Annotated in this window: 20 protein-coding genes; 2 read left to right on the plus strand and 18 right to left on the minus strand. The window is 72.4% G+C overall.

Annotated features, from left to right (window positions below):
• The 18 genes from ACIDOF_RS24690 to ACIDOF_RS24775 form a co-directional block, all read right to left on the minus strand.
• The gene (locus ACIDOF_RS24690; protein ID WP_409008252.1) at positions 1–855 is read right to left on the minus strand and encodes a TatD family hydrolase; all 855 of its coding nucleotides are present in this window, start codon (positions 853–855) and stop codon (positions 1–3) included.
• On the minus strand, positions 855–1,616 hold the full coding sequence (locus tag ACIDOF_RS24695) for an EboA domain-containing protein (protein WP_409008253.1): 762 nt from the start codon (positions 1,614–1,616) through the stop codon (positions 855–857). Before ACIDOF_RS24695 ends, ACIDOF_RS24690 begins: the two co-directional genes overlap by 1 nt.
• Positions 1,613–2,563 (minus strand): sugar phosphate isomerase/epimerase family protein, encoded by a 951-nt coding sequence (locus ACIDOF_RS24700; protein ID WP_409008254.1) that lies wholly within the window; start codon positions 2,561–2,563, stop codon positions 1,613–1,615. The genes ACIDOF_RS24695 and ACIDOF_RS24700 overlap by 4 nt, the downstream gene beginning before the upstream one ends.
• On the minus strand, positions 2,560–3,711 hold the full coding sequence (locus ACIDOF_RS24705; RefSeq protein ID WP_409008255.1) for an SCO3242 family prenyltransferase: 1,152 nt from the start codon (positions 3,709–3,711) through the stop codon (positions 2,560–2,562). The genes ACIDOF_RS24700 and ACIDOF_RS24705 overlap by 4 nt, the downstream gene beginning before the upstream one ends.
• Positions 3,712–3,818: 107 nt before the next feature.
• A complete protein-coding gene (locus ACIDOF_RS24710; RefSeq protein ID WP_409008256.1) occupies positions 3,819–5,018 on the minus strand; it encodes an inositol-3-phosphate synthase in 1,200 nt (399 codons plus the stop codon).
• Between the two features lie 115 nt (positions 5,019–5,133).
• Complete coding sequence (locus ACIDOF_RS24715; RefSeq protein WP_409008257.1) at positions 5,134–6,609, minus strand: ThuA domain-containing protein; 1,476 nt, start codon at positions 6,607–6,609, stop codon at positions 5,134–5,136.
• A 30-nt stretch (positions 6,610–6,639) separates the two neighbouring features.
• On the minus strand, positions 6,640–9,150 hold the full coding sequence (locus tag ACIDOF_RS24720; protein ID WP_409008258.1) for a PQQ-dependent sugar dehydrogenase: 2,511 nt from the start codon (positions 9,148–9,150) through the stop codon (positions 6,640–6,642).
• Positions 9,151–9,376: 226 nt separating this feature from the next.
• The gene (locus tag ACIDOF_RS24725; RefSeq protein WP_409008259.1) at positions 9,377–10,381 is read right to left on the minus strand and encodes a sugar phosphate isomerase/epimerase family protein; all 1,005 of its coding nucleotides are present in this window, start codon (positions 10,379–10,381) and stop codon (positions 9,377–9,379) included.
• Positions 10,382–10,387: 6 nt separating this feature from the next.
• Complete coding sequence (locus tag ACIDOF_RS24730) at positions 10,388–11,656, minus strand: Gfo/Idh/MocA family protein (RefSeq protein WP_409008294.1); 1,269 nt, start codon at positions 11,654–11,656, stop codon at positions 10,388–10,390.
• A gap of 62 nt (positions 11,657–11,718) precedes the next feature.
• Positions 11,719–12,780 carry a substrate-binding domain-containing protein gene (locus ACIDOF_RS24735; RefSeq protein WP_409008260.1) on the minus strand — a complete coding sequence of 354 codons (1,062 nt, stop codon included), beginning with the start codon at positions 12,778–12,780 and terminating at the stop codon, positions 11,719–11,721.
• 64 nt (positions 12,781–12,844) lie between these two features.
• The gene (locus ACIDOF_RS24740) at positions 12,845–13,888 is read right to left on the minus strand and encodes an ABC transporter permease (RefSeq protein WP_409008261.1); all 1,044 of its coding nucleotides are present in this window, start codon (positions 13,886–13,888) and stop codon (positions 12,845–12,847) included.
• Entirely contained in the window at positions 13,885–15,375 is a 1,491-nt protein-coding gene (locus ACIDOF_RS24745) for a sugar ABC transporter ATP-binding protein (protein WP_409008295.1), read from the minus strand. Before ACIDOF_RS24745 ends, ACIDOF_RS24740 begins: the two co-directional genes overlap by 4 nt.
• Before the next feature lie 243 nt (positions 15,376–15,618).
• Entirely contained in the window at positions 15,619–16,800 is a 1,182-nt protein-coding gene (locus ACIDOF_RS24750; RefSeq protein ID WP_409008262.1) for an ROK family protein, read from the minus strand.
• A gap of 263 nt (positions 16,801–17,063) precedes the next feature.
• Positions 17,064–17,759 (minus strand): GntR family transcriptional regulator, encoded by a 696-nt coding sequence (locus ACIDOF_RS24755; RefSeq protein ID WP_409008263.1) that lies wholly within the window; start codon positions 17,757–17,759, stop codon positions 17,064–17,066.
• A gap of 230 nt (positions 17,760–17,989) precedes the next feature.
• Positions 17,990–18,946, minus strand: coding sequence for a beta-ketoacyl-ACP synthase III (locus ACIDOF_RS24760; RefSeq protein WP_409008264.1), 957 nt, complete (start codon positions 18,944–18,946; stop codon positions 17,990–17,992).
• Positions 18,947–19,490: 544 nt separating this feature from the next.
• Positions 19,491–20,171: a class I SAM-dependent methyltransferase gene (locus ACIDOF_RS24765; RefSeq protein ID WP_409008265.1), complete on the minus strand. Its 681-nt coding sequence runs from the start codon at positions 20,169–20,171 to the stop codon at positions 19,491–19,493.
• A gap of 76 nt (positions 20,172–20,247) precedes the next feature.
• Complete coding sequence (locus ACIDOF_RS24770) at positions 20,248–20,376, minus strand: hypothetical protein (RefSeq protein ID WP_409008266.1); 129 nt, start codon at positions 20,374–20,376, stop codon at positions 20,248–20,250.
• The gene (locus ACIDOF_RS24775) at positions 20,351–21,745 is read right to left on the minus strand and encodes an OFA family MFS transporter (protein ID WP_409008267.1); all 1,395 of its coding nucleotides are present in this window, start codon (positions 21,743–21,745) and stop codon (positions 20,351–20,353) included. Before ACIDOF_RS24775 ends, ACIDOF_RS24770 begins: the two co-directional genes overlap by 26 nt.
• 304 nt (positions 21,746–22,049) lie before the next feature.
• On the opposite strand from ACIDOF_RS24775, the gene ACIDOF_RS24780 reads away from it, so the two are divergent.
• Together ACIDOF_RS24780 and ACIDOF_RS24785 are read left to right on the plus strand one after the other, a co-directional pair.
• On the plus strand, positions 22,050–23,039 hold the full coding sequence (locus tag ACIDOF_RS24780; RefSeq protein ID WP_409008268.1) for a 2-dehydropantoate 2-reductase: 990 nt from the start codon (positions 22,050–22,052) through the stop codon (positions 23,037–23,039).
• Entirely contained in the window at positions 23,036–25,021 is a 1,986-nt protein-coding gene (locus ACIDOF_RS24785) for a molybdopterin oxidoreductase family protein (RefSeq protein WP_409008269.1), read from the plus strand. Before ACIDOF_RS24780 ends, ACIDOF_RS24785 begins: the two co-directional genes overlap by 4 nt.
• Positions 25,022–25,029: the final 8 nt, after the last annotated feature.

The following is a 25,029-nucleotide window of genomic DNA, read 5'->3' on the forward strand; positions in this document are numbered from 1 at the left end:
TCACTCCCCTCCGCGCAGGATGGAGTTCCCTTCGTGGGTGGCCGGGGTGTCCTTGCCGGGTGGGTCGAGGACGAGGCGTCCGCTGAGGCCGTAGAAGGCGACGGGGTTGCGCCACAGCACCTGGTCGACGTCGTCGGCGGAGAACCCGGCGGCGAGCATGGCCTCGGCGACCTTGCGGGTCTTCAGGGGGTCGCTTCTGCCCCAGTCGGCGGCCGAGTTGACGAGGACCTTCTCGGGGCCGTGGCTCTGCAGGATCGCGACCATCCGGTCCTCGTCCATCTTGGTGTCGGGATAGACGGAGAAGCCGAGCCAGCAGCCCGCGTCCTTGGCCTCCTTGACGGTGGTCTCGTTGAGGTGGTCGAGGAGGACCCACTCGGGGTCGAGCGCCGACTCGGCGACGACGTCGAGGGTGCGGCGCAGGCCGGCGAGCTTGTCGCGGTGCGGGGTGTGCACGAGCGCGGGGAGTTCGTGGTCCGCGGCGAGCTGCAGTTGAGCGGCCAGGGCCCGGTCCTCGGCCGGGGTCATGGAGTCGTAGCCGATCTCGCCGACCGCGACGACACCGTCCTTGACGAGATAGCGCGGCAGTTGGTCCAGGACGGGGGTGCAGCGGGGGTCGTTGGCCTCCTTCGGGTTGAGGGCGATCGTGCAGTGGTGGGCTATGCCGTACTGCGCGGCGCGGAACGGCTCCCAGCCGAGGAGGGCGTCGAAGTAGTCGTAGAACGAGGCCGGGGACGTGCGCGGCTGGCCGAGCCAGAACGCGGGCTCCACGACCGCGCGCACCCCCGCGGCGTACATGGCTTCGTAGTCGTCGGTGGTCCGGGACGTCATGTGGATGTGCGGGTCGAAGATGCGCATCAGGACTCCTTGCGGGGTGCGTGGCCCTCGCCCGGGGCCTGGGTGAGGCCGAGGACGCGGTGGAGATCGTCGGGGACCGGCCGGCCCGCGGCGGAGCGTTCGGCCGCGTAGTCGCGGAGCATGCGGGCGAGTTCGGCGTCGCCGGGCGCGCGCGTGGGCAGGGCGGCGACGGACTCGACCGGTACGCCGATGAACAGGCACTTGAGGATCGCGTGCCGCCAGCCGTGGGCGTCGAGATGCTCTCCGGCGTACGGGCCGACGGCTGCGGCGACCAGGCGGGGGTCGTTGGTGCGCAGCGCGTCCTCGGTCAGGGGGAGGGCCTGTGGGCCGTGGACGAGACGAGGCAGGGAGAGGAGGACGGCACGGCGTTCGTCGGCGGTGCCCTGCTGGTAGAGGCGGGTCAGCGTGGGCAGGTCGGCCTCGGCGGCCTGCAGCAGCAGGATCCGGGCGGCGTCAGCGTGAGCGGCACCGCAGCGGCGCCCTGCCTCGGCGAACCTCAACTCCCAAAGGGAAGGCGGCGGTTGCGGAGCCCCGCCGTTTACGGGTTCGACGAGGTCCGACTCGTCGTGGGCGGGCTCGACGAGGGCGGGCTCGACGAGGTCCGACTGGGCGTGGGCGGGCTCGGCTGCGGCCGACTTGGCGTGGGTGGGCGTGGCGTGGGCTGACTTGGCGTGGGCCGTGGCCTGGTCCAGTGCTCGGTCGAGCCAGGCGCGGGCCGGGTCGTCGAGGGCGGCGCGCAGTGCGGCGGCGCGGTCGGTCACTGGGGTCCTCCTTGTCCCGGTACGGAGGTGAGGAGCGGGGGCGGGGCGGCCGGGGTGCGGCTGCCCGGCGCCGGGGAAGCTGCGGGGGCTTCGGCTCGGGCGGCCGCCGCGGTTGCTGCTCGGCGCAGGAAGTGGAGGGATTCCTCGGCGAGTTGGGGCCCGGCGTGCGAGTGGCGGGGCAGTTCGACGACGGTCAGGCCCTGGTAGCCGGTGGCGGCGAGGGCGGCGAGGACGGGCGGGAAGTCGATCTCGCCGGTACCGAAGGGGAGGTGTTCGTGGACGCCGCGACGCATGTCCTCGATCTGCACGTGCCGTAGCCACGGGGCGGCCGCGGTGACGCAGGCGGCGGGCGGTTCGGGCTCCAGGCACTGGCAGTGGCCGATGTCGAGGGTGAGCCCGAGGGCGTCCGGGTCGTCGAGGGCGCGGCGGAGCCGGTGGAAGTCGGCGAGGCAGGAGAGGAGGTGGCCGGGTTCGGGTTCGACGGCCAGGGGGACGCCGGCCTCGGTGGCGGCGGCGACCACCGGCTCCATGGCCGCGGCGAGGCGCTGCCAGCCGGTGTCGGCGTCCGTGCCCGGCGGGAGGGTGCCGCTGAAGCAGTGGACGGCGTGGGCGTTCAGGTCGGCGGCGACCTGGACGGCGCGCAGCAGTAGCCGTACGCGGGCGGCCCGGGCGTCCGGGTCGGGGTCGAGGAGGGAGGGGCCGTGCTTGCGGCGGGCGTCCAGGATGTACCGGGCGCCGGTCTCCACGGTGACGGAGAGGCCGAGTTGCTCCAGTCGGCGGCCGACGCTGCGGGTGCGTCGGGGCAGGTCGGGGGCCAGGGGGTCGAGGTGCATGTGGTCGAGGGTGAGGCCGAGGCCGTCGTAGCCGAGGTCGGAGAGGAGGCCGAGGGCGTCGTCGAGACGGAGGTCGGTGAGGCCGTTGGTGCCGTAGCCGAAGCGGAGGGTCATGTGGCGCTCACCTTCCTGCCGAGGCGGCGGGCTATCGGGGCGAGGGACAGCGTGGCGAGGGCGGTACCGAGGGAGCCGGTACGGGCGGCGAGGGCGGCTTGGAGGGGGATCATGGCGCGGATACCGCCGCCGACGGCGCGTTGGGTGAGTTGCGGGGAGGGGTTCAGGGCGGCGTGCAGGAGGGGCCGGGCAGCGGTGGCGACGTACGCGGCGCCGAGCAGATGGCGCGGGGCGAGCCGCAGCGTGGCGGGCCCGGGCAGACCGAGGACACCGGGCCCGGGCAGACCGAGGGCACCGGGTCCGGGCAGACCGAGGGCACCGGGTCCGGGCGGGCCGAGCGCGGACGGTACGCGCAGCGCCTCACCCCTCTCCCCCGCCCCTCCGCCACCGACGCCGCCCTTGCCCCCGGCACCGCCGTCAGCGGCACCGGCGGTAGCGGCACCGGAACCGGCACCGGAACCGGAACCGGAACCGGTAGCAACTATCCGCCCCAGTACGGAAGTTGTGGCGAGGGCCGCGAGTGGTACGAGGGTGGAGCCGCCCTGGGCCTCGCGGCGGGAGACGGTCGTGACGGCGAAGGTGTGCGCGGCGAGCACGGCGGAGGAAGGCAGGGCGCGCTGAACGCTCCTGACCTCAGCCCCGGCCCCCCTTCCGGAAGCCACCGCGCCGAGGAGCAGGTCCAGGCCCCGCGCGGCGGCCATCGTCGCCGGGCCGGCGGGCGTGTGCTTGAGCTTCAGGTCGTACGCCCAGACCGAACCGGCGAGGAGGCTCGCCACCGTCAGGGCCGGGCGTCCTGCGCGGGCGGCCAGGGCGAGACCGGCGGCGGTCAGGGCGCCTGCCGCCGCGAGGGCCGCGGTGGGCGGGATGCGGCCGGAGGGGAGGGGGCGGTGGGGGCGGTCGACGGCGTCCTCGGCGTGGTCCGCCCAGTCGTTGAGGGCCATGCCGGCCTCGTAGAGGCAGAGGGAGCAGCCGATGGCGGCGAGGGTGTACCGGTTGGGGCGGGCGCCGAGGGCGGCGGCGCCGGCGAGGGCGTCGCCGGGGACGGTGAACAGGGCGGAGACCCGCAGGAGTTCGGCCCAGTCACGCGCCCGCCCGAGCGGCGCCCGCCGAGCACCGCCGGACGAGCTCGCCGCGCCCGCCGTACCCACAGTGCCCGCAGTACCCGCCGTACGTCCCACGGGGCCGACCGCGCGGCCGTCGGACCCAGCGCGCCGACCGCCGGCCTCGGTACCCCCCACGACCCGCAACAACCCCCTCACCGCTCCCCCCGCTGATCCCGCTGCTCCCGCTGATCCCGCTGCTCACGTCGGCCCTGCCCGGCCCCGGCCCCGGCCGCGAGCCGTGCGGCGAAGCGCACCAACTCCGCGTACTGCTCGCCAAGCGCGGAGGAGCCGCCGTCCGGGTCCTTGAAGTAGAAGCCCAACTCGGGGCGTGGACCGGCGAGTTCGAGGTCGGCGGCGCGGGCGAGAAGGCGGGCGAGGTCGAGGACGAGGGGGGCGGCGAGGGCCGAGTCGCAGCCCTGCCAGATGGTCTGGAGGACCATGCGGGAGCCGAGGAAGCCGTCGAAGGCGATGTGGTCCCAGGCGGTCTTCCAGTCGCCGAGGGCAGGTACGTCGTCGATGTGGACCTCGCCCTGCGGGGCGGCGCCGAGGACGTCGGAGAGGACACGTTCCTTCCCGGCGTTCTTCGCGGCGGCCGCGCCCGGGTCGGCGAGGGCCGCGCCGTCGCCGCCGCCGAGGAGGTTCGTGCCGGACCAGGCGCGGACGTCGAGGGCTCGCTGCAGGAACATCGGCGCGAGCACGGCCCGGAGCAGGGTCTGGCCGGTCTTGCCGTCGCGCCCGGCGTGGGGGACGCCCGACGAAGCGGCCCGGGCGGCGAGCGAGGGGTGGTGCAGGCCCGTGGAGGGGGTGAAGTTGACGTACGGGCAGCCGGCGCGGAGGGCGGCCGCCGCGTAGAGGGAGCTGGCGGGGAGGCGGGGGTCGCCCGGGGCCGGGACCGCTTCGGTGGAGGCGACGTTGACGACGACGGTGCGGGCGAGGCCGTGGCGGCGGGTGAAGTCGCGGATGTCGGCGGCGAAGGCGGCGATCAGCTCGTCGTCGGACCGTGTGTCGCCGCCGACCGGCCCGCCGGGCCTGATCTCGGCGTCGGCGGCGGCGAGTTCGGCGCGTACCGCGGCGGGGAGGCCGTGCGGCAGGACTCCCCCGGCGGCGAGTTCCTCGGCGCGTTTGGGCAGCGGGCACTCGACGGTGTCGTGGCCGCCGAAGACGAGGGAGCCGAGGGGTGGCAGGCCGGACTCGGCGAAGGGAGGTGTCTCCGTCACCATGCCGGTCGCCGGGTGGAGTCCGGCTGCCACCGCCGCGCTTCCCGCGACCGCCGTGGTGGCGACCGAGCCGCGGGCGCCGATCAGCCAGACGCCGTAGGAGGGGACAGGAGTGGGCGAGGACGAAGGGGTCACGGCACAGCCTCCTTGGGTGGGTGGAGACGGCGGGCGGAGGTCCGGCGTCCCCCGCCCGCCGCCGTTCGACGGCCCGCGCCCCCGGTCAGGGCGCGGGCGTGCACAACCGGAGCCGTCAGCCCCGGGACGAGCCGGACGCCCGGGAGGCCCCGGAGGCCCCGGAGGACCCAGAAGCCCCGGACTCCCCGGACGTGCCGGGCGCCGCGCTCGACTCCCCGGCCGCACCCGCGAGTTCCTTCACCCGGATGTCGCGGAACGACACGTCGTCCCCGTCTCCGTGGTTCTGGATGCCGATGTGGCCCTGGGCCAGGCTCCGTGCCGGATCGGTGTTCGTGTAGTCGTTGATCTTCACGCCGTTGAGCCAGAGCTGCAGGCGCTCGCCCTCGACGCGGAGTTCGTACGTGTTCCACTCTCCCGGCGGGTTGAGCGCCTTGTCACGGGCCTCGATGTCGGCGGACTTGAAGCCGTACACCGAGCCCGTGGTCTTCTCCGGGACGTCGGTGGCGTCGATCTGGATCTCGTAGCCGTTGTTCACCGCCGACCAGGGGTCGTCGGAGGGCGGGAAGCCGATGAAGATCCCGGAGTTGTCGTCCCCGGACATCTTCCAGTCGAGCTTCAGGGAGTACGAGCCGAACTCCTTGGCGGAGTACCAGAGCATGCCCATGCCGCCGACGGAGGTGAGCGTGCCGTCCTTCAGCTCGAAGGAGCCGGGGCCGGCCTGCTGCCAGCCGTCCACGGAGGTGCCGTCGAACAGCTTGGTGTAGCCCTGTTCGGGCCGGCAGTCGGCGTTCACGGCGCCGGTGGCGTAGCGGATGCCGCCCAACAGGTGCTGCTTGAAGGCGGGTTCGGCGTACGACTCCTTGGTGTGGCCGCCGCCGGTGTAGAAGGAGCGGCCCCCGTCGAACTCCTGGCACCAGGCGATGGGATGGTCGCCGTTCATGGTGCCGCCGAGGTACGAGGACTCGTCGAGGGAGGCGAGGACGCGGGCGCGCTCGCGGGGGTTGGAGCGGTAGTTGTACCACTCGTCGGTGCGGTTCCAGGTGGGGCCGAGGTGGGCGGTCGCGGCGTGGGCGTGGTCCTCGACGTCGACCTCGGCGGGCTGGATGTGCGGGTGGGACTGGAAGTAGGCCCCGGCGAGCTCGCCGTAGAACGGCCAGTCGTACTCGGTGTCGGCGGCGGCGTGGACGCCCACGTAGCCGCCGCCGGACTTGACGTACTTCTCGAAGGCGGACTGCTGCTCCGCGTTCAGGACGTCCCCCGTCGTGGAGAGCCAGACGACGGCGTCGTACTTGGCGAGGTTGCCGGGGGTGAAGGCGCCGGCGTCCTCGGTGGCGTCGACGGTGAAGCCGTGGGCGGCGCCGAGTTCCTTGACGGTGGCGATGCCCTCGGGGATGGAGTCGTGCCGGAAACCGGCGGTCTTGGAGAAGACGAGGACGTTCTCACCGTCCTTGCCGGGCTTGCCGGGCCCCCCGGAGTTGCCGGGCCGAGAACCGGAGTCCCGGTCCGGTGTGGAGGCTGCCGGTCCGGTGACGGTGCCGATGAGCAGGGCGGCCGTCGCCGTGGCGGTGAGCAGTCGGGCTCGTGTGCGCATTGCGGTCACTCCCTTTCGCTGCTCGCTGGGTCAGCCGGTGGTGAAGGCGAAGTCGTCGATGTCGTACAGGGCGCCGGTGCCCTCGCCCTTGAAGACCAGGTAGAGCGTGGTCGATTCGGCGTTTGCTCCGCTCAGGTCGGCGCTGACGTCGGCGTAGGTGTCCCAGCCGCCGGTCGGGGCGACCTGGGCCGTGCCGAGGAGGGTGCCGTCGGGGGCGCCGGCGCGGACTTCGAGGGTGCCGCCGGTTCCGCCGGAGGCGACGCGGGCGGTGATCTTGGTGGCGTTGCCGAGGACGTACGGCTTGAAGGAGATCCAGTCGCCGCTGTTGACGTCGCCGACGGCCTTGCCGCCGTGCGCGGTGCCGTGGCTGACGACGTTCACGCCCTGGCTGTCGTCGAAGTGCTCGGCCTGCCGGTGCTTGGGCTGGACGACGTTCTGGTCGTGGGTGGTCAGGGCGGGCTGGCCGTTCGCGCCCTGGTCGGTGTACTCGGCGTCGAAGACCCCGAAGATGTTGGCGTTCGGGTCGTGCTCGCCGTCGGCGGAGGTCTGGATGGTGCCCTCGCAGCCGTTGGCGGAGGTCACCGGGTGGCCGTGGCTGTCGTGGCCGAGGATGTGTGTGACCTTCACCTTGGAGCAGTCGATCGTGCCGTCCTCCGGGTCGGTGACGGTGACCTTGAACGGCACGGCGTCGCCGAAGCTGAACAGCTGGCCGTCGGCGGGCAGTTCGAGCTTCACGGTCGGCGCGGTGTTGCCGACGGTGACGTGGGCGCTGGCCGAGCCGGTGCGGCCGGTCTTGTCCTTCGCGGTGACGGTCGCCGAGTAGACGCCGTTCTTCTCGAAGGTGTGCGTCGGGTTCTGCTCGGTGGAGGTGCCGCCGTCCCCGAAGTCCCAGCTGTACGTGAGCTTGTCGCCGTCGGCGTCGGTGCCCTCGGCCTTGAACTGCACCTGGAGCGGGGCCTGTCCGCTGGTCACGTCGGCGGCGGCCTCGACGACGGGCGAGTGGCCGTCGGTGGCGTTCTCGATGCGGTAGAGCGCGGAGTTCTCGTCGCCGTTGAAGTAGCCGGTGCCGTAGTCGAGGACGTAGAGGGCGCCGTCGGGGCCGAAGTCCATGTCCATGACCTGGGTGCCGGTCCACGGGAAGTCGTTGATGGACTGGACGGCGCCCGCGTCGTCCGCGGCGATCCGCTTGATCCAGCGGCGGCCGAACTCACCGGCGAAGAAGTTCCCGTCGTACGACTCGGGGAACTTCACCTGGGAGTCGGAGTCGGCGTCGTAGCGGTAGACGGGGCCGCCCATCGGGGACTCGGAGCCGGTGCCGAACTCGGGGACGGAGCCGCCGTCGTACGGGATCCAGGCCTCCTGGGCGGGCGGCAGGTCGGTGAGGCCGGTGTTGTGCGGGGACTCGTTCTTCGGGGCGGCGCAGTCGAAGGCCGCGCCGGAGGTCTGGTCGGCGAAGTTGTAGTCGATGTACGCGTCGTTCTTGCCGGTGCAGTACGGCCAGCCGAAGTTGCCGGGCTTGGTGACGCGGGCGAACTCGACCTGTCCCGCGGGGCCCCGCTTGGGGTCGGCGGTGCCGGAGTCGGGGCCGTAGTCGCCGACGTAGACGGTGCCGGTGGGCTTGTCGACGCTCATCCGGAACGGGTTGCGGAAGCCCATCGCGTAGATCTCGGGGCGGGTCTTCTCGGTGCCCTTCGCGAACAGGTTGCCGTCCGGGACGGTGTACGAGCCGTCGTCCGCGACCTTGATGCGGAGGATCTTGCCGCGCAGGTCGTCGGTGTTGCCGGAGGTGCGCTGCGCGTCGTAGGCCGGGTTGCGGTTGGGGCGCTCGTCGATGGGTGTGAAGCCGTCGGAGGCGAAGGGGTTGGAGTCGTCGCCGGTCGACAGGTAGAGGTTGCCGTCCTTGTCGAAGTCGATGTCGCCGCCGACGTGGCAGCAGATGCCGCGGCTGGCGGGGACGTCGAGGACCTTCTTCTCGCTGGCCGTGTCGAGGGTGCCGTCCTCGTTGAGGACGAAGCGGGACAGCCGGTTGACGCCCTCGAACTTCGCGAAGTCCTCCGCGGTGCCCTCGTTGGGGGCGTCGCCGGACGGGGTGTCGAGCGGCGGGGCGTAGTAGAGGTAAATGGCCCTGTTCTGGGCGAAGTTCGGGTCGACGCCGACGCCCTGGAGGCCCTCCTCGTCGTGGGTGTAGACGGGTATCTTCCCGGCGACCTTGGTGGTGCCGCCCGCGTCGGTGAGGCGGAGCGTGCCGTCCCGGGAGGTGTGCAGGACGGAGCGGTCGGGGAGCACGTCGAGCGTCATGGGCTCGCCCATCTCGGGCTCGCCCTTGGCGAGGGTGACCTGCTGGAAGTTCTCGGCGCCGGGCTTGCCGCCCTTCTTCCGGGAGTCCTTCCCGGACGCTGTTTCCGCCACCGGGGCGGTGCCCGAACTGGGCGCGTCCGGTACGGCGTTGGCGGGGGCGGCGAGGGTGAGCGACGCGGTCGCCATGACGGCGCCGGTGAGCAGGGCGAGCGTCCTGCGCAGTCTGAGCCTGTCTCTGTGCACGGATGTCCTCCGGAATGCGGCCGGTGGTACCTGGCGTGTACGTGACGTGCGGTGCGCCGGGGTGCGCCGTCACCCCGGAGGGGCTCGTTTCCCTACATCTCAGGGAAGGTAGCCATGTTTGTCCCCGATAGAAAGCCCTTGCACAGCACAAGAGTCGGTCTTTCACCTGGGGCTGGACAAAGTGGTCGTACGAGGGGAATACGAGCGGGACACGAGCGGGAGGGGACTATTCCGCTCCCCCGAAAGCCGCGTCGAACGAAGCCGTCGGCGGCTCGAAGTCGAAGGCCTTCAGCCGTCGCAGGGCCTCGGGTGCGCCCTGGAGGCGGTCCATGCCGGCGTCCTCCCACTCCACCGAGACCGGCCCCTCGTAGCCGATCGAGCGGAGCATCCGGAAGACGTCCTCCCAGGGCACGTCGCCGTGGCCGGCCGAGACGAAGTCCCAGCCGCGCCGCGGGTCGCCCCAGGGCAGGTGCGAGCCGAGGCGGCCGTTGCGGCCGTCGAGGCGGCGCCGGGCCTCCTTGCAGTCGACGTGGTAGATGCGGTCGCGGAAGTCGTAGAGGAAGTTCGTCGGGTCGAGGTCCTGCCAGACGAAATGCGAGGGGTCGAAGTTCAGGCCGAACGCGGGCCGGTGGTCGACCGCCTCCAGGGCCTGGACCGTGGACCAGTAGTCGTACGCGATCTCGCTCGGGTGGACCTCGTGGGCGAAGCGGACGCCCTCCGCGTCGAACACGTCGAGGATCGGGTTCCAGCGGTCGGCGAAGTCCTGGTAGCCGCGCTCGATCATGCCGGGCACGACGGGCGGGAACATCGCGACAAGGTGCCAGATCGCCGAGCCGGTGAAGCCGACCACGGTGTCCACGCCGAACGCGGCCGCGGCCCGCGCCGTGTCCGCGATCTCCGCCGCTGCCCGCTGCCGTACGCCCTCGGCCTCGCCGTCGCCCCAGATGCGGGCGGGCAGGATCGCCCGGTGCCGCTCGTCGATGATCGCGTCGCAGACGGCCTGGCCGACGAGGTGGTTGGAGATCGCCCAGCACTTGAGCCCGTACTTCTCCAGGAGCTGGTGGCGGCCCTTGACGTACGCCGGGTCGGCGAGGGCCTTGTCGACCTCGAAGTGGTCGCCCCAGCAGGCGAGTTCGAGGCCGTCGTAGCCGAAGTCGCGGGCGAGCCGGCAGACCTCCTCCAGGGGCAGGTCGGCCCACTGTCCGGTGAAGAGCGTGAACGAACGTGGCATGGGTCCTCAAACCTCCAGTGCCGGGATCGGGGTGTACGAGGAGTTCTTCGCCGCGCTCTCCTCCACCGCCGCGAGCACCCGCTGCACGCGGAGGCCGTCGGCGAAGGACGGCGCGGGATCGGTGCCGTCGGCGATGGCGTGCACGAGGTCGCGGGCCTGGTGCACGAAGGTGTGCTCGTAGCCGAGTCCGTGGCCGGGCGGCCACCAGCCCTCCAGGTACGGGTGGTCGGCCTCGGTGACGAGGATGCGGCGGAATCCGGCCGAGGCGGCGGGCTCGGTGTCGTCGTGGAAGGACAGCTCGTTGAGCCGCTCCAGGTCGAACGCCAACGAGCCCTTCTCGCCGTTGACTTCGAGCCGCAGCGCGTTCTTCCGGCCGGTCGCGAACCGGGTCGCCTCGAACGTGGCGAGCGCCCCGGAGCCGAGCCGCGCGGTGAACACGGCCGCGTCGTCGACGGTGACCGGCCCGCGCCCCGCTCCCCCGGCGGCCGCGAGCCCGGCCGAGGCACCGGCGAGCAGCGGGCGTTCCCGTACGAAGGTCTCGGTCATCGCGGAGACGCCGACGATGGGCTCACCCGCGACGTACTGGGCGAGGTCCACGATGTGCGCGCCGAGGTCGCCGAGCGCGCCCGAGCCCGCGTGTTCCCGCTCCAGGCGCCAGGTCAGCGGGAAGTCGGGGTCGACCAGCCAGTCCTGGAGGTAGGCGACGCGGACGTGCCGGATGCGGCCGAGACGGCCCTCGACGATCATCCGCCGGGCGAGGGTCATCGCGGGCACACGGCGGTAGTTGAAGCCCACCATGGCCAACTGGCCGCGCGCGCGGGCCCGTTCGGCGGCGTCCGCCATCGCCTCCGCCTCCGCCACGGTGTTGGCGAGCGGCTTCTCGCACAGCACGTGCTTGCCCGCCTCCAGGGCGGCGATCGCGATCTCGGCGTGGCTGTCGCCGGGCGTGCAGATGTCGACGAGCTGCACGTCGTCGCGGTCGAGGAGGGCCCGCCAGTCGGTCTCGGCGTGGGACCAGCCGAGGCGGTCGGCGGCGGCCCGCACCGCGGCCCCGTCCCGGCCGCAGATCGCCGTCAGGTGCGGGGCGAGCGGCAGGTCGAAGGCGCGGCCGACGGTGCGCCAGCCCTGGGAGTGCGCGGCGCCCATGAAGGCGTAGCCGACCATGCCCACGCCCAGGCGCGGCCGCGCGGCCCCGCTCCCCTCACCGGACTGCCCTGCCCCGGCCTGATCCGTCCCGGCCTGGTCGGTCTCGGCCTGCTCCCCGTTGTGCTGCATGCGGTGTGCCTCCTCGTCGACGACGGTGGGGGGTGTGCTGCTCAACCCTCGTGCCGGGCCGGTCACTTGAAGCCGGTGGGCAGGTACTGCTTCACGTTGTCCTTGGTGACGACGGCCGAGTAGAGCGTGATCGACGACGGGATCTCGAACTCGGCGAGGCCGCCGATGCCCTTGCTCTGGCCGAGGGCGCGGGCCAGGTCGATGGCGGACGCGGCCATCGTCGGCGGGTAGAGGACGGTGGCCTTGAGGACGCTGTCGCCGGACTCGATGGCCTGCATCGCGGAGAGCGCGCCGGCCCCGCCGACCATGAAGAAGTCGTCGCGGCCCGCCTGGTCGATGGCGCGCAGGGCGCCCACGCCCTGGTCGTCGTCGTGGTTCCAGAGGGCGTCGAACTTCTTCTGCGCCTGCAGGAGTTGGGACATCTTGGCCTGTCCGGACTCGACGGTGAAGTCGGCGGCCTGGCGGGCGACCTTCTCGATGTTCGGGTAGTTCTTCAGGGCCGCGTCGAAGCCCTCGGTGCGCTCCTTGGTGAGCTCCAGGTTGTCCAGCCCGGCGAGCTCGACGACCTTGGCGTTCTTCTTGTCCTTGAGCTGCTCGCCGATGTAGTGCCCGGCGTTGAGGCCCATGCCGTAGTTGTCGCCGCCGATCCAGCAGCGGTAGGCCTGCGGGTTGGCGAAGATCCGGTCGAGGTTGACGACGGGGATGCCGGCCCGCATCGCCTTGAGCCCGGCCTGCGTCATGGCCTTGCCGTCGGCGGGGAGGATGACGAGGACGTCGACCTTCTTGTTGATGAGGGTGTCGATCTGGCCGATCTGCGCGGCCGTGTCGTTGGAGCCCTCGGTGATCTCCAGGGTGACGTCCTCGTACTTCTTGGCGCGTTCCTTGGCGTTCACGTTGATGGCGTTGAGCCAGCCGTGGTCGGCCTGTGGTCCGGCGAAGCCGATGGTGACGGGCTTGCCCGGCTTGTCGTCGGCGAGCGGCGCGTCGGCGGCCTGCCCTCCGGTGCCCTCCTTCGGCTCGTTGCTGGTGCAGGCGGTGAGGAACGCGCCGGTGGAGACGGCGGCGGCGCCGAAGAGGAGCCTTCTGCGGCTGGCAGCGGCCGGCAGGCGTGGCGTTTCAGGCATGGCGAACCCTTCACAGAGACCGGTTGCAACGGGGAAGTGCGGGTGCTGGCGCGGAAGTTGGAGGTCAGGGCGTGTGCGACGTGCGCCGCTGGACCAGGACCGCGGCGACGATGATCGCGCCCTTGGCGATCTGCTGGGTCGCGCTCTCCAGGTTGTTGAGCGCGAAGATGTTGGTGATCGTCGTGAAGATCAGTACGCCGAGCACGGACCCGGTGATGGTGCCGCGCCCGCCGCTGAGCAGGGTGCCGCCGATGATCGCGGCGGCGATGGCGTCCAGTTCGTACAGGTTGCCGTTGGTGTTCTGGCCCGAGCCGGAGAGGACGATGAGGAGGAACGCGGCGATGCCGCAGCAGAGCCCGGACAGCAGGTACAGGTAGAGGCGCTGGCGGCGGACGTCGATGCCGGCGAGGCGGGCGGCCTCCGCGTTGCCGCCGACGGCGACGGTGCGGCGGCCGAACGTGGTCCGGTTGAGGACCAGCCAGCCGATCACGGTGACGGCGGCGAAGACCAGGACGAGCGGCGGGATCCCGAACAGGTAGGCGTCGCGCCCGCCGAGGTCGAGGACGGACGGGATGGTCACCATCTGCGTCTTGCCCTCGGTGATCTGCAGGGCGAGCCCGCGCGCCGAGGCCAGCATGGCGAGCGTCGCGATGAACGGCACCATGCCGCCGTACGCGATGAGCAGGCCGTTGACGAGTCCGCAGCCCACGCCGACGGCCACGGCGGTGAAGAGGACGCCGGCGAAGCCGTACTCCTGGGTGGCGACGGTGGTGGCCCAGACCGAGGCGAGGGCGACGATCGCGCCGACGGACAGGTCGATGCCGCCGGAGGTGATCACGAACGTCATGCCGACGGTGACCACGCCGATGACGGAGGCCTGGGTGAGGACCAGTTGGAGGTTGCTGGCGGCGAGGAACGCGTCGGGTTGGGTGAGTCCGCCGATCAGGGCGAGCGCGACGAGGACGCCGATCAGGGACAGGGTGCGCACGTCGGCACGGAAGAGCCTGCCGTGCCAGGCGCCCTCGTCGGGCGCGGACTTGCCGGGCCCGCCGCCGTCGGGCAGCGGCTGGGCGCCTTCCTGTCGTGCGGGTGTCGCTGGCTGCGTCATGACGCCGGGCTCCCTTCCATCACGAGGTCGAGTACGCGGTGTTCGTCGAGTTCGCGCGCGGGCGCGGTGTGCACGACACGGCCCTCGCGCAGGACGAGGACGCGGTCGGCGAGACCGAGGACTTCGGGCACCTCGCTGGAGACGAGGAGCACGCCGAGCCCGTCGTCGGCGAGCCGCCGGATCACGGCGTACAGCTCGGCGCGGGCGCCGACGTCGACGCCGCGGGTGGGCTCGTCGAGCAGCAGCACCCGGCAGCCGCGCAGCAGCCAGCGGGCGAGGACGGCCTTCTGCTGGTTGCCGCCGGACAGGGTGCGGACGGGTGCGGAGGGCCGGTCGGGCTTGAGGGACAGCTCGCGGGTGGCGCGGCGCGCGGCGGTGAACTCGGCGCCCCGGTCCAGCCAGCCGCCGCGCGAGAAGCGGGACATGGAGGAGACGGAGACGTTCCGGGTGATGGACTCCAGCATCAGCAGGGCCTGCGCCTTGCGCTCCTCGGGGGCGAGCCCGAGCCCGGCGCGCACGGCGGCCCGCACGCTGCCGGTCTTCAACGGCCGCCCGTCGACGAGGACTTGGCCGGCGTCCGGCTTGCGGGCCCCGTAGACGGTCTCCAGGATCTCGGAGCGCCCGGAGCCGACGAGTCCGGCGAGCCCCACGATCTCGCCGGGCCGCACCTCCAGGTCGACGGGCGCGAACTCGTCGGCGCGGGTGAGGCCGCGTACCGTCAACAGCGGCGCGGCGGACGAGACTTGGTGGGCCCGCTCGGGAAAGACGTACTCGACGTTGCGGCCCGTCATCAGGGCGACGACGTCGCGGGTCGGCGTCGACTTGGCCGGGAGCCCGCCCGCCACGGCACGGCCGTCCTTCAGGACCGTGACGCGGTCGCCGATGCGCCGGATCTCTTCGAGGCGGTGCGAGATGTAGACGACGGCGACGCCTTCGGCGGTGAGGTCGGCGACGATCCGGAAGAGGTTGGCGACCTCGTCGGGGTCGAGTGCCGCGGACGGCTCGTCCATGACGATCAGCCGTACGTCGTGGGAGAGGGCGCGCGCCATGGAGACGATCTGCTGGTGGGCGGCGGAGAGTTCGCCGACGAGCCGGGCCGGGTCGATCTCCGGGTGGCCGAGCCGGCGCAGGAGTGCGGCGGCGGCCTGGCGCGCCTGCCGGCCGCGGACGACGAAACCGGCGCTGGTCGGCTCGTGCCCGAGGAAGACGTTCTCGGCGACGGACAGGCCCTCCACCAGGTCGAGTTCCTGGTAGATGGTGGCGATGCCGAGGCGCATGGCGGCGATCGGGGACTTCAGGGTGACGGTGTCGCCGCGCCAGGTGATGCGACCGCCGTCGGGCTGGTGGGCGCCGGCGAGCACCTTGATGAGGGTGGACTTGCCGGCGCCGTTCTGTCCGAGCAGACAGTGCACTTCACCGGCCCGCACCTCCAGGTCCACGCCGTCGAGCGCGCGGACGCCGGGGAAGGACTTGGTGATGCCGGACATGGTGAGCAGCGGACGCTCGGGTTCGGGCAGCGGTGGTTCTGGTGCCATGGTGTTCCCCTCGGCGAGTGCGGGGCCGTTGCAGGGCAGAGCAGGACAGGGCAGAGCAGGGCAGGGCGGAGCGCTGTGCTGGGGTGGTGCTCTCGTACGGTGCGCGCGCGCCGTACGGGCGGGTGCCTGCGGGCGTACGGGGGTACGGGTTGCAGGTCGTACGGGTCGTACGGTTGTGCAGGTCGTACGGGCCGGTCAGGCCGGTGAGAACAGGTGGTCGCTGATCAGGCGAGCGGCGCCGATGACTCCGGCGACGGGTCCCAACTCGCCCAGGACGATGGGGAGGTTGCCGGTCGCGAGGGGCAGCGACTGGCGGTAGACCTGGGTGCGGATCGCGGCGAGGAGCGTGTGCCCGAGTCCGGTCACGCCGCCGCCGATCACCACCAGGCCCGGGTTGAAGAAGCTGACGAGTCCGGCGATGACCTGGCCGGTGCGGTTGCCGCCCTCTCGGATCAGGTCGAGGGCGACGGGGTCCCCGGCGGCAGCGGCGGCCGCCACGTCGACGGCGGTGAGGCGTCCGGCCGCTTCGAGGCGTCCGGCGAGTTCGGCCGAGTGGCCCTGGGTGGCGGCCTCCTCGGCGTCCCTGGCCAGGGCGGCGCCGCTGAAGTGCGCCTCCAGGCAGCCCTTGTTGCCGCAGGCGCAGGGGCGTCCGTCGGGTTCGACCTGGATGTGGCCGATGTCCCCGGCGCTCCCCGTCGTACCGCGGTAGACCTCGGCTCCGACGACGAGGCCGCAGCCGATGCCCGTACCGATCTTGACGCAGATGAAGTCGTCCACGGAGCGGGCGACTCCGGCGTGCTGTTCGCCCATGGCCATCAGGTTCACGTCGTTGTCGACCATGACCGGGCAGCCGAGGTCCTGGCTGAGCGCCTCGCGCACCGGGAAGCCGTCCCAGCCGGGCATGATCGGCGGGGCGACGGGCACGCCCTCGGGGAACCGGACGGGTCCCGGCACCCCGATGCCGCAGCCGTCGAAGCCCTCGGCGAGCCCGGAAGCCCTCAACTTGGCGGCCATGGCGAGGACTTGCTCGAAGACCGCGACCGGTCCCTCGCGCACGTCCATGGGCTGGTTGATGTGGCCGAGCACCTCCAGCTCGGCGTTGGTGACGGCCACGTCGACCGAGGTGGCGCCGATGTCGACGCCGAGGAAACGGAGTTCGGGCGCGAGCCTGATGTTGTGCGAGCGGCGCCCGCCGCGGGATGCGGCGAGCCCGTCGGCGACGACGAGTCCGGTCTCCAGGAGCCGATCCACCTCGACGGCCAGCTTCGACCGCGAGAGGTCGACCTGATCGCCCAGCTGGGCGCGGGAGTTGGGCCCGCCGTCGCGCAGCAGGCGGAGCAGTCGCGCCTGGTGCGCGTTCGCGGGTCGAGCCGTCATCCGTCTCACGCCGCCCCTCCCGCCGTCGTCAGGCATCGTCGGTCACCGCCACCGCGTCCGGCCGTTCGCTCGCCGTCCGCGGTGCGGGCTTTCGAGGGGAACGTAGCAGCGGGTGCCGGGAGCGGGAAGAAGTTGCGCAGGAATTACCCATGACTTTTTCCTGCGACAGGACAAAGCCGGGGTCAGGCGGTGCCCCGGCCCGGCCGCGCACCCGAACTCGGGGGCGGCCGGGCCTGGTTGGGCAGGACTACAGGGCCGGCGGCTCAGGACTCCTCGGCCCGGTCCTGGCGGCTGCGCTCGTGATACGTGGCCCGGGTGTGCTCGGTGTGCGCCCGCATGATCTGGGTGGCCCGCGCCTCGTCCCGGGCGTTGATCGCCGCGATCAGCTCGCGGTGCTCGATCCACGACTGCTTGCCGCGCTGCCGGGCGACCGGCGTGTAGTACCAGCGCACCCGCCGGTCCACCTGCCCGGCAAGCTCGGCGAGGACCAGGTTCCCGGCGAGCTCCATCACCTTCGCGTGGAACGCCGCGTTGGTGGCGACCACCGTGTCCACCTCGCCGTCGGCCACGGCCTGTTCGCCCCGCGCGCACAGCTCTTCAAGGGCCGCGATGCCCGCCGAGTCCGCGTTGGCCGCGGCGAGCCGGGCCGCCTCGGCCTCCAGGAGCGTACGGACCGTGAGCAGCTGGTCGGCCTCCTCGTCCGTCGGCACGTGCACGAACGCGCCCTGGGCGGGCCGCAGATCGACCCAGCCCTCGGTGTTCAGCCGCTGCAGCGCCTCCCGCACCGGCTGTCTGGACACCCCGAGATGCCCGGCGAGTTCGCTCTCGACCAGGTGCTGGCCCGGGCGCAGCGCACGCGTGGTGATGAGTTCGAGCAGCGCCTCGTACACCCGCTCGCGCAGCGGGCCCGGACGTTCCAGCTTGGGTACGGCACCGTGCGGCAGTCCTGCGGACAACATCGCGTCCCCCTCGTCGACTTCGGATCGTCGGCACGGAGCGACCGCCGGAGAGAAGACGCAGCCGCTACGACATTGGCTATCGTCTACAGTCTACCGAGCACAATGGCCAGTACACAGGGGAGTTGGGCTCGTCACAGTGCGCCGGGGCGTCCGAGGACCGTTCGAGGGGCGCCCGAGGAGTGTGCAAGGGCTGCCCCGAGGGCGCCCCGAGGGCGTCTTGCAGGCCCGCGTCAGGGGCAGCGCACGACCTGACCCGCGTACGACAGGTTCCCGCCGAAGCCGAACAGCAGCACCGGCGCCCCGTGCGGGACCTCGCGCCGCTCGACCAGCTTGGACAGGGCCAGCGGGATGCTCGCGGCGGAGGTGTTGCCGGAGTCCACGACGTCCCGCGCGACGACCGCGTTGACGGCGCCGATGCGCTCGGCGACGGGCTCGATGATCCGCAGGTTGGCCTGGTGCAGGACGACGCCCGCGAGGTCCTCCGGCGCGAGACCGGCCCGCTCGCACACCTTGCGGGCGATGGGCGGGAGTTGGGTGGTCGCCCACCGGTACACGCTCTGCCCCTCCTGCGCGAACACCGGCGGCGTGCCCTCGATCCGCACCGCGTGCCCCATCTCCGGCACGGAACCCCACAGCACCGGGCCGACGCCCGGCTCCTCGCCGTCCGCGACACCCTCGACGACCACCGCGCCCGCGCCGTCCCCGACGAGCACGCAGGTCGTACGGTCCGTCCAGTCCGTCACGGCGGACATCTTGTCGGCGCCGATCACGAGGGCGCGGGTCGCCGAGCCGGCCCGGATCGCGTGGTCCGCGGTGGCGAGGGCGTGCGGGAAGCCGGCGCAGACCACGTTCACGTCCAGCACGGCGGGCGCGGCCATGCCGAGACGGGCGGCGACACGGGCGGCGGTGTTCGGGGAGCGGTCCTCGGCGGTGGAAGTGGCGACGACGACCAGGTCGATCTCGTCGACGTCCCGGCCGGCCCCGGCGAGCGCCTTCGCGGCGGCCTGCGCGGCGAGCGCGTCGACCGGCTCGTCGGGGCCCGCGATGTGCCGGGTGCGGATGCCGACGCGGCTGCTGATCCACTCGTCGCTGGTGTCGACGAGCTTCGCCACGTCGTCGTTCGTGAGCACCTTCGCGGGCTGGTGGTGGCCGACCGCGGTGATACGCGTGCCGTTCGTGCCGTACATGGTGCGGGGCCTCTCCGACGCGGGGTGCTGAGCAGGAGGCCCAGTCTGCTCAGCGACTCGCGGGTAGCACGGCACGCAAGGTGACAGTTTTCTGGGCCGGGTGTTGGAGCTTTCGTACGAGGGCGGGGCGGGGTGGTCGGCCCCGGCCCTCCTGCTTCGCCCTGCGGGCTCGCGTCCTCAATCGCCGGACGGGCTCCATCACGGCCGTCGTTCGTCCGCGGCGCCGCGGTGGCCGCTCGCGCAGTTCCCCGCGCCCCTGAGCGGGGCCGCCTCAGCCCCCTCGGCCCGTCGCCCGACCGCCACGCCGTCGTGGTTCCTCGCGCAGTTCCCCGCGCCCCTGTCGGGGCACGTCATCCCGTCCCCCTTCCCCCGCTGCCGCTGTGCCCACCCACGGCGGGAAAGCCGAAGATGGGGCGGAGCCCCTGACAAGGGGCGCGGGGAACTGCGCGACCGGCCACGACGGCGGGAGAGCCGAACGACGCCCCCCTGGGAGCCCCTCCGGCGATTGAGGAGCCGGGGGGCCGGGGGCGAGGCCCCCTGGGGGTCAGCGCAACCTGCGTGCTCGCACCACCACGTCCTCCGTGTGGTGCGCCCCCGCCCCGCCCTCCGGGATCACCCTCGGCCGGCGCTCGTCGACCTCCACCCGCCAGTCCTCCCCGAGCATCCCCACCACCGTGTCCGGCAGGACGTAATCCTCCGGGTCGAACCCGGCCTCCTCGGCGTGGGCCGCGTCCACGACGTGATGGACGACGAGCAGCACACCCCCGACCGCCACCGCCCCGAGCAGCGCCCGCTCGGCCGCCGCGTCCGGGGTGCGGAGCAGCGCCGGGTACTGGGCGGAGACCAGGTCGAAGGTGCCGGGCGCGAGCGCCGCCCCGGTCAGCTCGGCGTGCACCCAGCGCACCTCGACGCCCGCGTCCCGCGCATGCCGGGCCGCCCGGTCTAGGGCCACGCCGGACACCTCCAGGGCGGTCACCTCCCAGCCCTGCCGGGCGAGCCAGATCGCGTCCGCGCCCTCGCCGCAGCCGACGTCGAGGACCCGGCCGGGGGCGAGCCCGGCCACCTCGGCCACCAGCGCGCCGTTGGGCCGGCCGCTCCACAGCTGGTCCCGGTCGGCGTACCTGTTGTCCCATTCCGCGCGGACCTCGGGGTCGCCGAGGTAGCCGTCGGACGTTCCGGATGCGGGCGTTCCAGATGCGGGCGTTCCCGCGATGAAGTCGGTCATGGGGCCACCGTGCCGCGCCGACCCCCGCCGTACCCACAAAAATTGCCGGTACGGCAAACCGCGTACGACAGACGCCTCAGCCGGTGAACAGCTGGCTCGCCTTCCGCACGAGTTCGTACAGCCCGTAGGCGAGCGGCACCCCCACCCACAGCCAGGCGAAGGCGGTGAGGGCGCGGCGGCTAGGCGGGATTTCGGGGTGCGGCATCGGCTTCCTTCCCGGGGGCGGGCGCGGCGGCGGAGTCGGCGGCGGGCGCGGGCACGGTCCCCGCGGGTACGTGGTGGTGGCGCGGGTGGACCGGCCGGATCAGCTCGTTCGCGGCGAAGCCGAGCAGCAGCAGGCCGATCATGATCGTGAGGGAGAGCCCGTACAGGCCCGGCCCGCTCTTGCCCGCGGACTCCTGCGAGTCGGCGACCCAGTTGACGATCAGCGGGCCGAGCACCCCGGCCGTGGACCAGGCGGTGAGCAGCCGGCCGTGGATGGCGCCGACCTGGTACGTGCCGAAGAGGTCCTTCAAGTACGCGGGGACGGTGGCGAAGCCGCCGCCGTAGAAGGAGAGGATCACCAGGGCGCAGCCGATGAACAGCGGCTTGGAGGCGTCGCCGAACTGGGCGATGAGGAAGTACATGAGCGCGCCGATGCCGAGGTAGAGGCGGTAGACGTTCTTGCGGCCGATCAGGTCGGAGGCGGAGGACCAGCCGAGGCGGCCCGCCATGTTGGCGGCGGACAGCAGCGCGACGAAGCCGGCCGCGGCGGGGACGGACACGGGGGTGGGGGTGTCGGCGAAGAAGTCCGTGATCATCGGGGCGGCCTTCTCCAGGATGCCGATGCCCGCGGTCACGTTCATGCAGAGCACCAGCCACAGGCACCAGAACTGCGGGGTGCGGATGGCCTGCCGGGCAGACACCTGCGGACCGGCCGAAGCCGCGCGAGCCCCGTCCCCCTCCCCCGCGGCGCCCGCCCCGACCGCCTGCGCCGGCACGCGGACGAGCAGCACGCCGAGGGTCATGAACACCGCGTACGTCACTCCGTGCACGAGGAACGCGAGGGCGATGCCGCTGTTGTCCGTGCCGAAAGACTCCAGCATCTGGGACGACCAGGGCGAGGCGATGAGCGCGCCGCCGCCGAAGCCCATGATGGCGATGCCGGTGGCCATGCCGGGCCGGTCGGGGAACCACTTGATGAGGGTCGACACGGGCGAGATGTAGCCGATGCCGAGGCCGATGCCGCCGACGAACCCGTAGCCGAGGACGATCAGCCAGTACTGCTCGGTGGCGGCGCCGAGCGCGGCGAGCAGGAACCCGGAGGAGAAGCAGCACAGCGCGACCGTCATCGCCCAGCGCGGACCGTTGCGTTCGACGAGCGTGCCGCCGAACGCCGCGGACAGGCCGAGCATCACGATGCCGAGCTGGAACGGCAGCGCGCTCTGCGTGCCGGAGAGGCCGAGGGCGGACTCCAGGGGCGGCTTGAAGACGCTCCAGGCGTAGGCCTGCCCGATGGAGAGGTGGACGGACAGCGCGGCCGGCGGCACCAGCCAGCGGCTCCATCCCGGCGGGGCGAGGGGCGGGGTGGTCATGGTCGCGAACTCTAGGAACGGCGCAGGGCAGTTGGGAAGACCGCGAACGTCGTTCGATCCGCCGACAGAAGCGACGCCCGGTCCGCCGGCAGACGCGGCGCGACGCCCGGTCCGCCGACCACAGCACGCCGGAAGGGCACCGGTTCAAGCCTCGGCAAGGTGCTGTGCGAACCCTTGCCGCCCCAACTTCCATACTGTAGACAATATTTCGTCGACACCGTGCGAACACGTGCGACTCCCTCGAAGCCCGGGCCCTCCCCGGCGCTTCGACTCCTCGGTCCCCTCAACCGACAGGAGCCACACCGTGAAAGTCGCAGTTCTCGGCGCCGGAGCGATCGGCGCCTACGTCGGGGCCGCGCTGCAACGCGCCGGCGCCGACGTCCATCTCGTCGCCCGTGGACCGCACTTGGCGGCCATGAGGCAGCACGGCGTGCGTGTGCTCAGCCCCCGCGGCGACTTCACCGCACACCCGCACTGCACCGACGACCCGGCCGAGATCGGCCCGGTCGACCATGTCTTCCTGGGCCTGAAGGCGACCTCGTACGCGGCGTGCGGGCCGCTCGTGGCGCCGCTGCTCCAGGAGCACACCAGCGTGATCGCCGCCCAGAACGGCATCCCCTGGTGGTACTTCCACCGGCACGGCGGGCCGCACGACGGGCACCGGATCGAGAGCGTCGACCCCGGCGGCGCCGTGAGCGCGGTCCTCGCCCCCGAACGGGCCGTCGGCTGCGTCGTGTACGCGGCGACGGAACTCGAAGGCCCGGGCGTCGTACGGCACTTGGAGGGCACCCGGTTCTCGATCGGCGAGCCCGACCGGAGCGTGTCCGCGCGCTGCCTGGAGTTCAGCGAGGCCATGCAGGCGGGCGGACTGAAGTGCCCGGTGGAGGCCGAGCTGCGCGACGACATCTGGATCAAGCTGCTCGGCAACATCTCGTTCAACCCGATCAGCGCCCTCACCAGGGCCACCATGCGGCAGATGTGCCTGCACGGCACGACCCGCGAGGTCATCGAGCAGATGATGCGGGAGACCCTGGCCGTCGCGCACGCGCTCGGCTGCCGCCCCGCCATCTCCGTGGAGAAGCGCATCGCGGGCGCCGAACGCGTCGGCGACCACCGCACCTCCACGCTCCAGGACCTGGAGAAGGGCAAACCCCTGGAGCTGGACGTGCTGCTCGCCGCGGTCGTGGAGCTCGCGGACGTCACCGGCACGCCCGTGCCCACGCTCCGTACCGTGCACGCCCTCTCCGACCTGCTCGCCCACCAGTCCGCCCCGCCGACGAGGAGCGCGGCATGACACCACCAGGACCGGCCAACACCCCCGCGCGCGGCGGCGGTTCACGCCGCCGCGACCGCACCCCCAAGACGTACGCCCGGCTCACCCACCCCCTGGTCCGCGACGAGAAGGGCGGGCCGCTGCGCCGCGCCACCTGGGACGAGGCGCTCGCGAAGGCCGCCGAAGGGTTCCGCCACGCGCGCGTGGAGCACGGCCCGGACGCGTTCGCGATGCTGTCCTGCGCCCGCGCCACCAACGAGATGAACTACGTGGCGCAGAAGTTCACCCGGGTCGTCATGGGCACCAACAACGTGGACTCCTGCAACCGCACCTGTCACGCGCCGAGCGTCGCCGGGCTGTCCGCGGTCTTCGGCTCGGGCGGCGGCACGTCCTCGTACGAGGAGGTCGAGCACGCCGACCTGATCGTGATGTGGGGCTCCAACGCCCGTTTCGCGCACCCGATCTTCTTCCAGCACGTCCTGAAGGGAATACGCAACGGCGCGCGGATGTACGCGGTCGACCCGCGCCGCACCTCGACCGCCGAGTGGGCGGAGTCCTGGCTCGGGCCGAACGTCGGCACCGACATCCCGCTCGCGCACGCCGTGGGCCGCGAGATCATCCACGCGGGCCTGCACAATGAGGCGTTCGTCGAGCGGGCGACCAGCGGCTTCGAGGAGTACCGCGCCCTCGTCGAACCGTGGACGCTGTCCCTCGCCGAGAAGGTCACCGGCGTACCGGCCGCCGCGATCCGCGACCTCGCGCACGCCTACGCCAGGGCCGGACGCGCCCAACTGTGCTGGACGCTCGGCATCACCGAGCACCACAACGGCACCGACAACGTCCGCGCCCTGATCAACCTGGCGCTGCTCACCGGGCACGTCGGCCGGTTCGGCGCGGGCGTGCAACCGCTGCGCGGGCAGAACAACGTACAGGGCGGCGGCGACATGGGCGCCATCCCCAACCGCCTGCCCGGCTTCCAGGACATCCTGGACGACGGCCACCGCGCCAAGTTCGAGTCGGCCTGGGACACGGTGATCCAGCCCAGGTACGGGATGACGCTCACCGACATGTTCGAGGCGATGGAGCACGGCACGCTCAAGGCCGTGTACTGCATCGGCGAGAACCCGGCCCAGTCGGAGGCCGACAGCGAGCAGGCCGTGCGCCGCCTGAACAACCTCGACCATCTCGTCGTCCAGGACATCTTCCGCACGAAGACGGCCGAGCTCGCGGACGTCGTGCTGCCCGCCACCGCGTCCTGGGCGGAGGCCGACGGCACGACCACCAACAGCGAACGCCGCGTTCAGCGCGTGCGGGCCGCGCTCGCCCCGCCCGGCGAGGCCCGCGAGGACATCGACATCATCTGCGAGATCGCCGGGCGCCTCGGCCACGACTGGAAGTTCGCGGACGCGGAGGCGGTCTGGAACGAGCTCCGCTCCCTGTCCCCGGACCACTTCGGCATGACGTACGACCGCCTGGAGGAACACCAGGGACTCCAGTGGCCCTGCCCCGACACCGACAAGCTCCCCTCCAGCTTCCTGCACGGCCGGCTGTGGGAGCAGGACCCCGAACTGCGGGGCAGGCGCGCCCCGTTCGGCCTCGTCGAGCACGACCCGCCGGTGGACCTCACCGACGAGTCGTACCCGATCCGCCTCACCACCGGGCGGCGCCTCGACTCGTACAACACCGGCGTGCAGAGCAGCGGCTTCGCGTCGCCGCTGCGCCGCGGGGAGTACGTGGAGCTGTGCCCGGAGGACGCGGAGCGGTACGGCGTGGTGGTGGGCGAGGAGGTACGGGTCGCCTCCCGGCGCGGCGCCGTCGTCGCACCCGTGTGGGTCGACCCGGGCCTGCGCCCCGGCCTTGCCTTCATGACCTTCCACTTTCCCGACGAGGTGGACACCAACGCGCTGACGATCGAGGCGAACTGCCCGATCGCGGGCACCGCGGAGTTCAAGGCGTCGGCGATCCGCATCGAGAAGCTGAACGTCACGGCCGTGAGGAGCTGAGGCGCCCG

This window comes from Streptomyces sp. Da 82-17 (assembly GCF_046098215.1).
Lineage (GTDB): Bacteria > Actinomycetota > Actinomycetes > Streptomycetales > Streptomycetaceae > Streptomyces.

Excerpts from the sequence above, each read along its gene's own strand:
- ACIDOF_RS24745 (WP_409008295.1), bottom strand. The coding sequence starts at position 15,375 with ATGTCCGGCATCACCAAGTCCTTCCCCGGCGTCCGCGCGCTCGACGGC.
- ACIDOF_RS24730 (WP_409008294.1), bottom strand. The coding sequence starts at position 11,656 with ATGCAGCACAACGGGGAGCAGGCCGAGACCGACCAGGCCGGGACGGAT.
- ACIDOF_RS24740 (WP_409008261.1), bottom strand. The coding sequence starts at position 13,888 with ATGACGCAGCCAGCGACACCCGCACGACAGGAAGGCGCCCAGCCGCTG.
- ACIDOF_RS24760 (WP_409008264.1), bottom strand. The coding sequence starts at position 18,946 with ATGTACGGCACGAACGGCACGCGTATCACCGCGGTCGGCCACCACCAG.
- ACIDOF_RS24775 (WP_409008267.1), bottom strand. The coding sequence starts at position 21,745 with ATGACCACCCCGCCCCTCGCCCCGCCGGGATGGAGCCGCTGGCTGGTG.
- ACIDOF_RS24700 (WP_409008254.1), bottom strand. The coding sequence starts at position 2,563 with ATGACCCTCCGCTTCGGCTACGGCACCAACGGCCTCACCGACCTCCGT.
- ACIDOF_RS24715 (WP_409008257.1), bottom strand. The coding sequence starts at position 6,609 with ATGCGCACACGAGCCCGACTGCTCACCGCCACGGCGACGGCCGCCCTG.
- ACIDOF_RS24735 (WP_409008260.1), bottom strand. The coding sequence starts at position 12,780 with ATGCCTGAAACGCCACGCCTGCCGGCCGCTGCCAGCCGCAGAAGGCTC.
- ACIDOF_RS24785 (WP_409008269.1), top strand. The coding sequence starts at position 23,036 with ATGACACCACCAGGACCGGCCAACACCCCCGCGCGCGGCGGCGGTTCA.
- ACIDOF_RS24750 (WP_409008262.1), bottom strand. The coding sequence starts at position 16,800 with ATGACGGCTCGACCCGCGAACGCGCACCAGGCGCGACTGCTCCGCCTG.
- ACIDOF_RS24725 (WP_409008259.1), bottom strand. The coding sequence starts at position 10,381 with ATGCCACGTTCGTTCACGCTCTTCACCGGACAGTGGGCCGACCTGCCC.
- ACIDOF_RS24690 (WP_409008252.1), bottom strand. The coding sequence starts at position 855 with ATGCGCATCTTCGACCCGCACATCCACATGACGTCCCGGACCACCGAC.
- ACIDOF_RS24770 (WP_409008266.1), bottom strand. The coding sequence starts at position 20,376 with ATGCCGCACCCCGAAATCCCGCCTAGCCGCCGCGCCCTCACCGCCTTC.
- ACIDOF_RS24765 (WP_409008265.1), bottom strand. The coding sequence starts at position 20,171 with ATGACCGACTTCATCGCGGGAACGCCCGCATCTGGAACGCCCGCATCC.
- ACIDOF_RS24755 (WP_409008263.1), bottom strand. The coding sequence starts at position 17,759 with ATGTTGTCCGCAGGACTGCCGCACGGTGCCGTACCCAAGCTGGAACGT.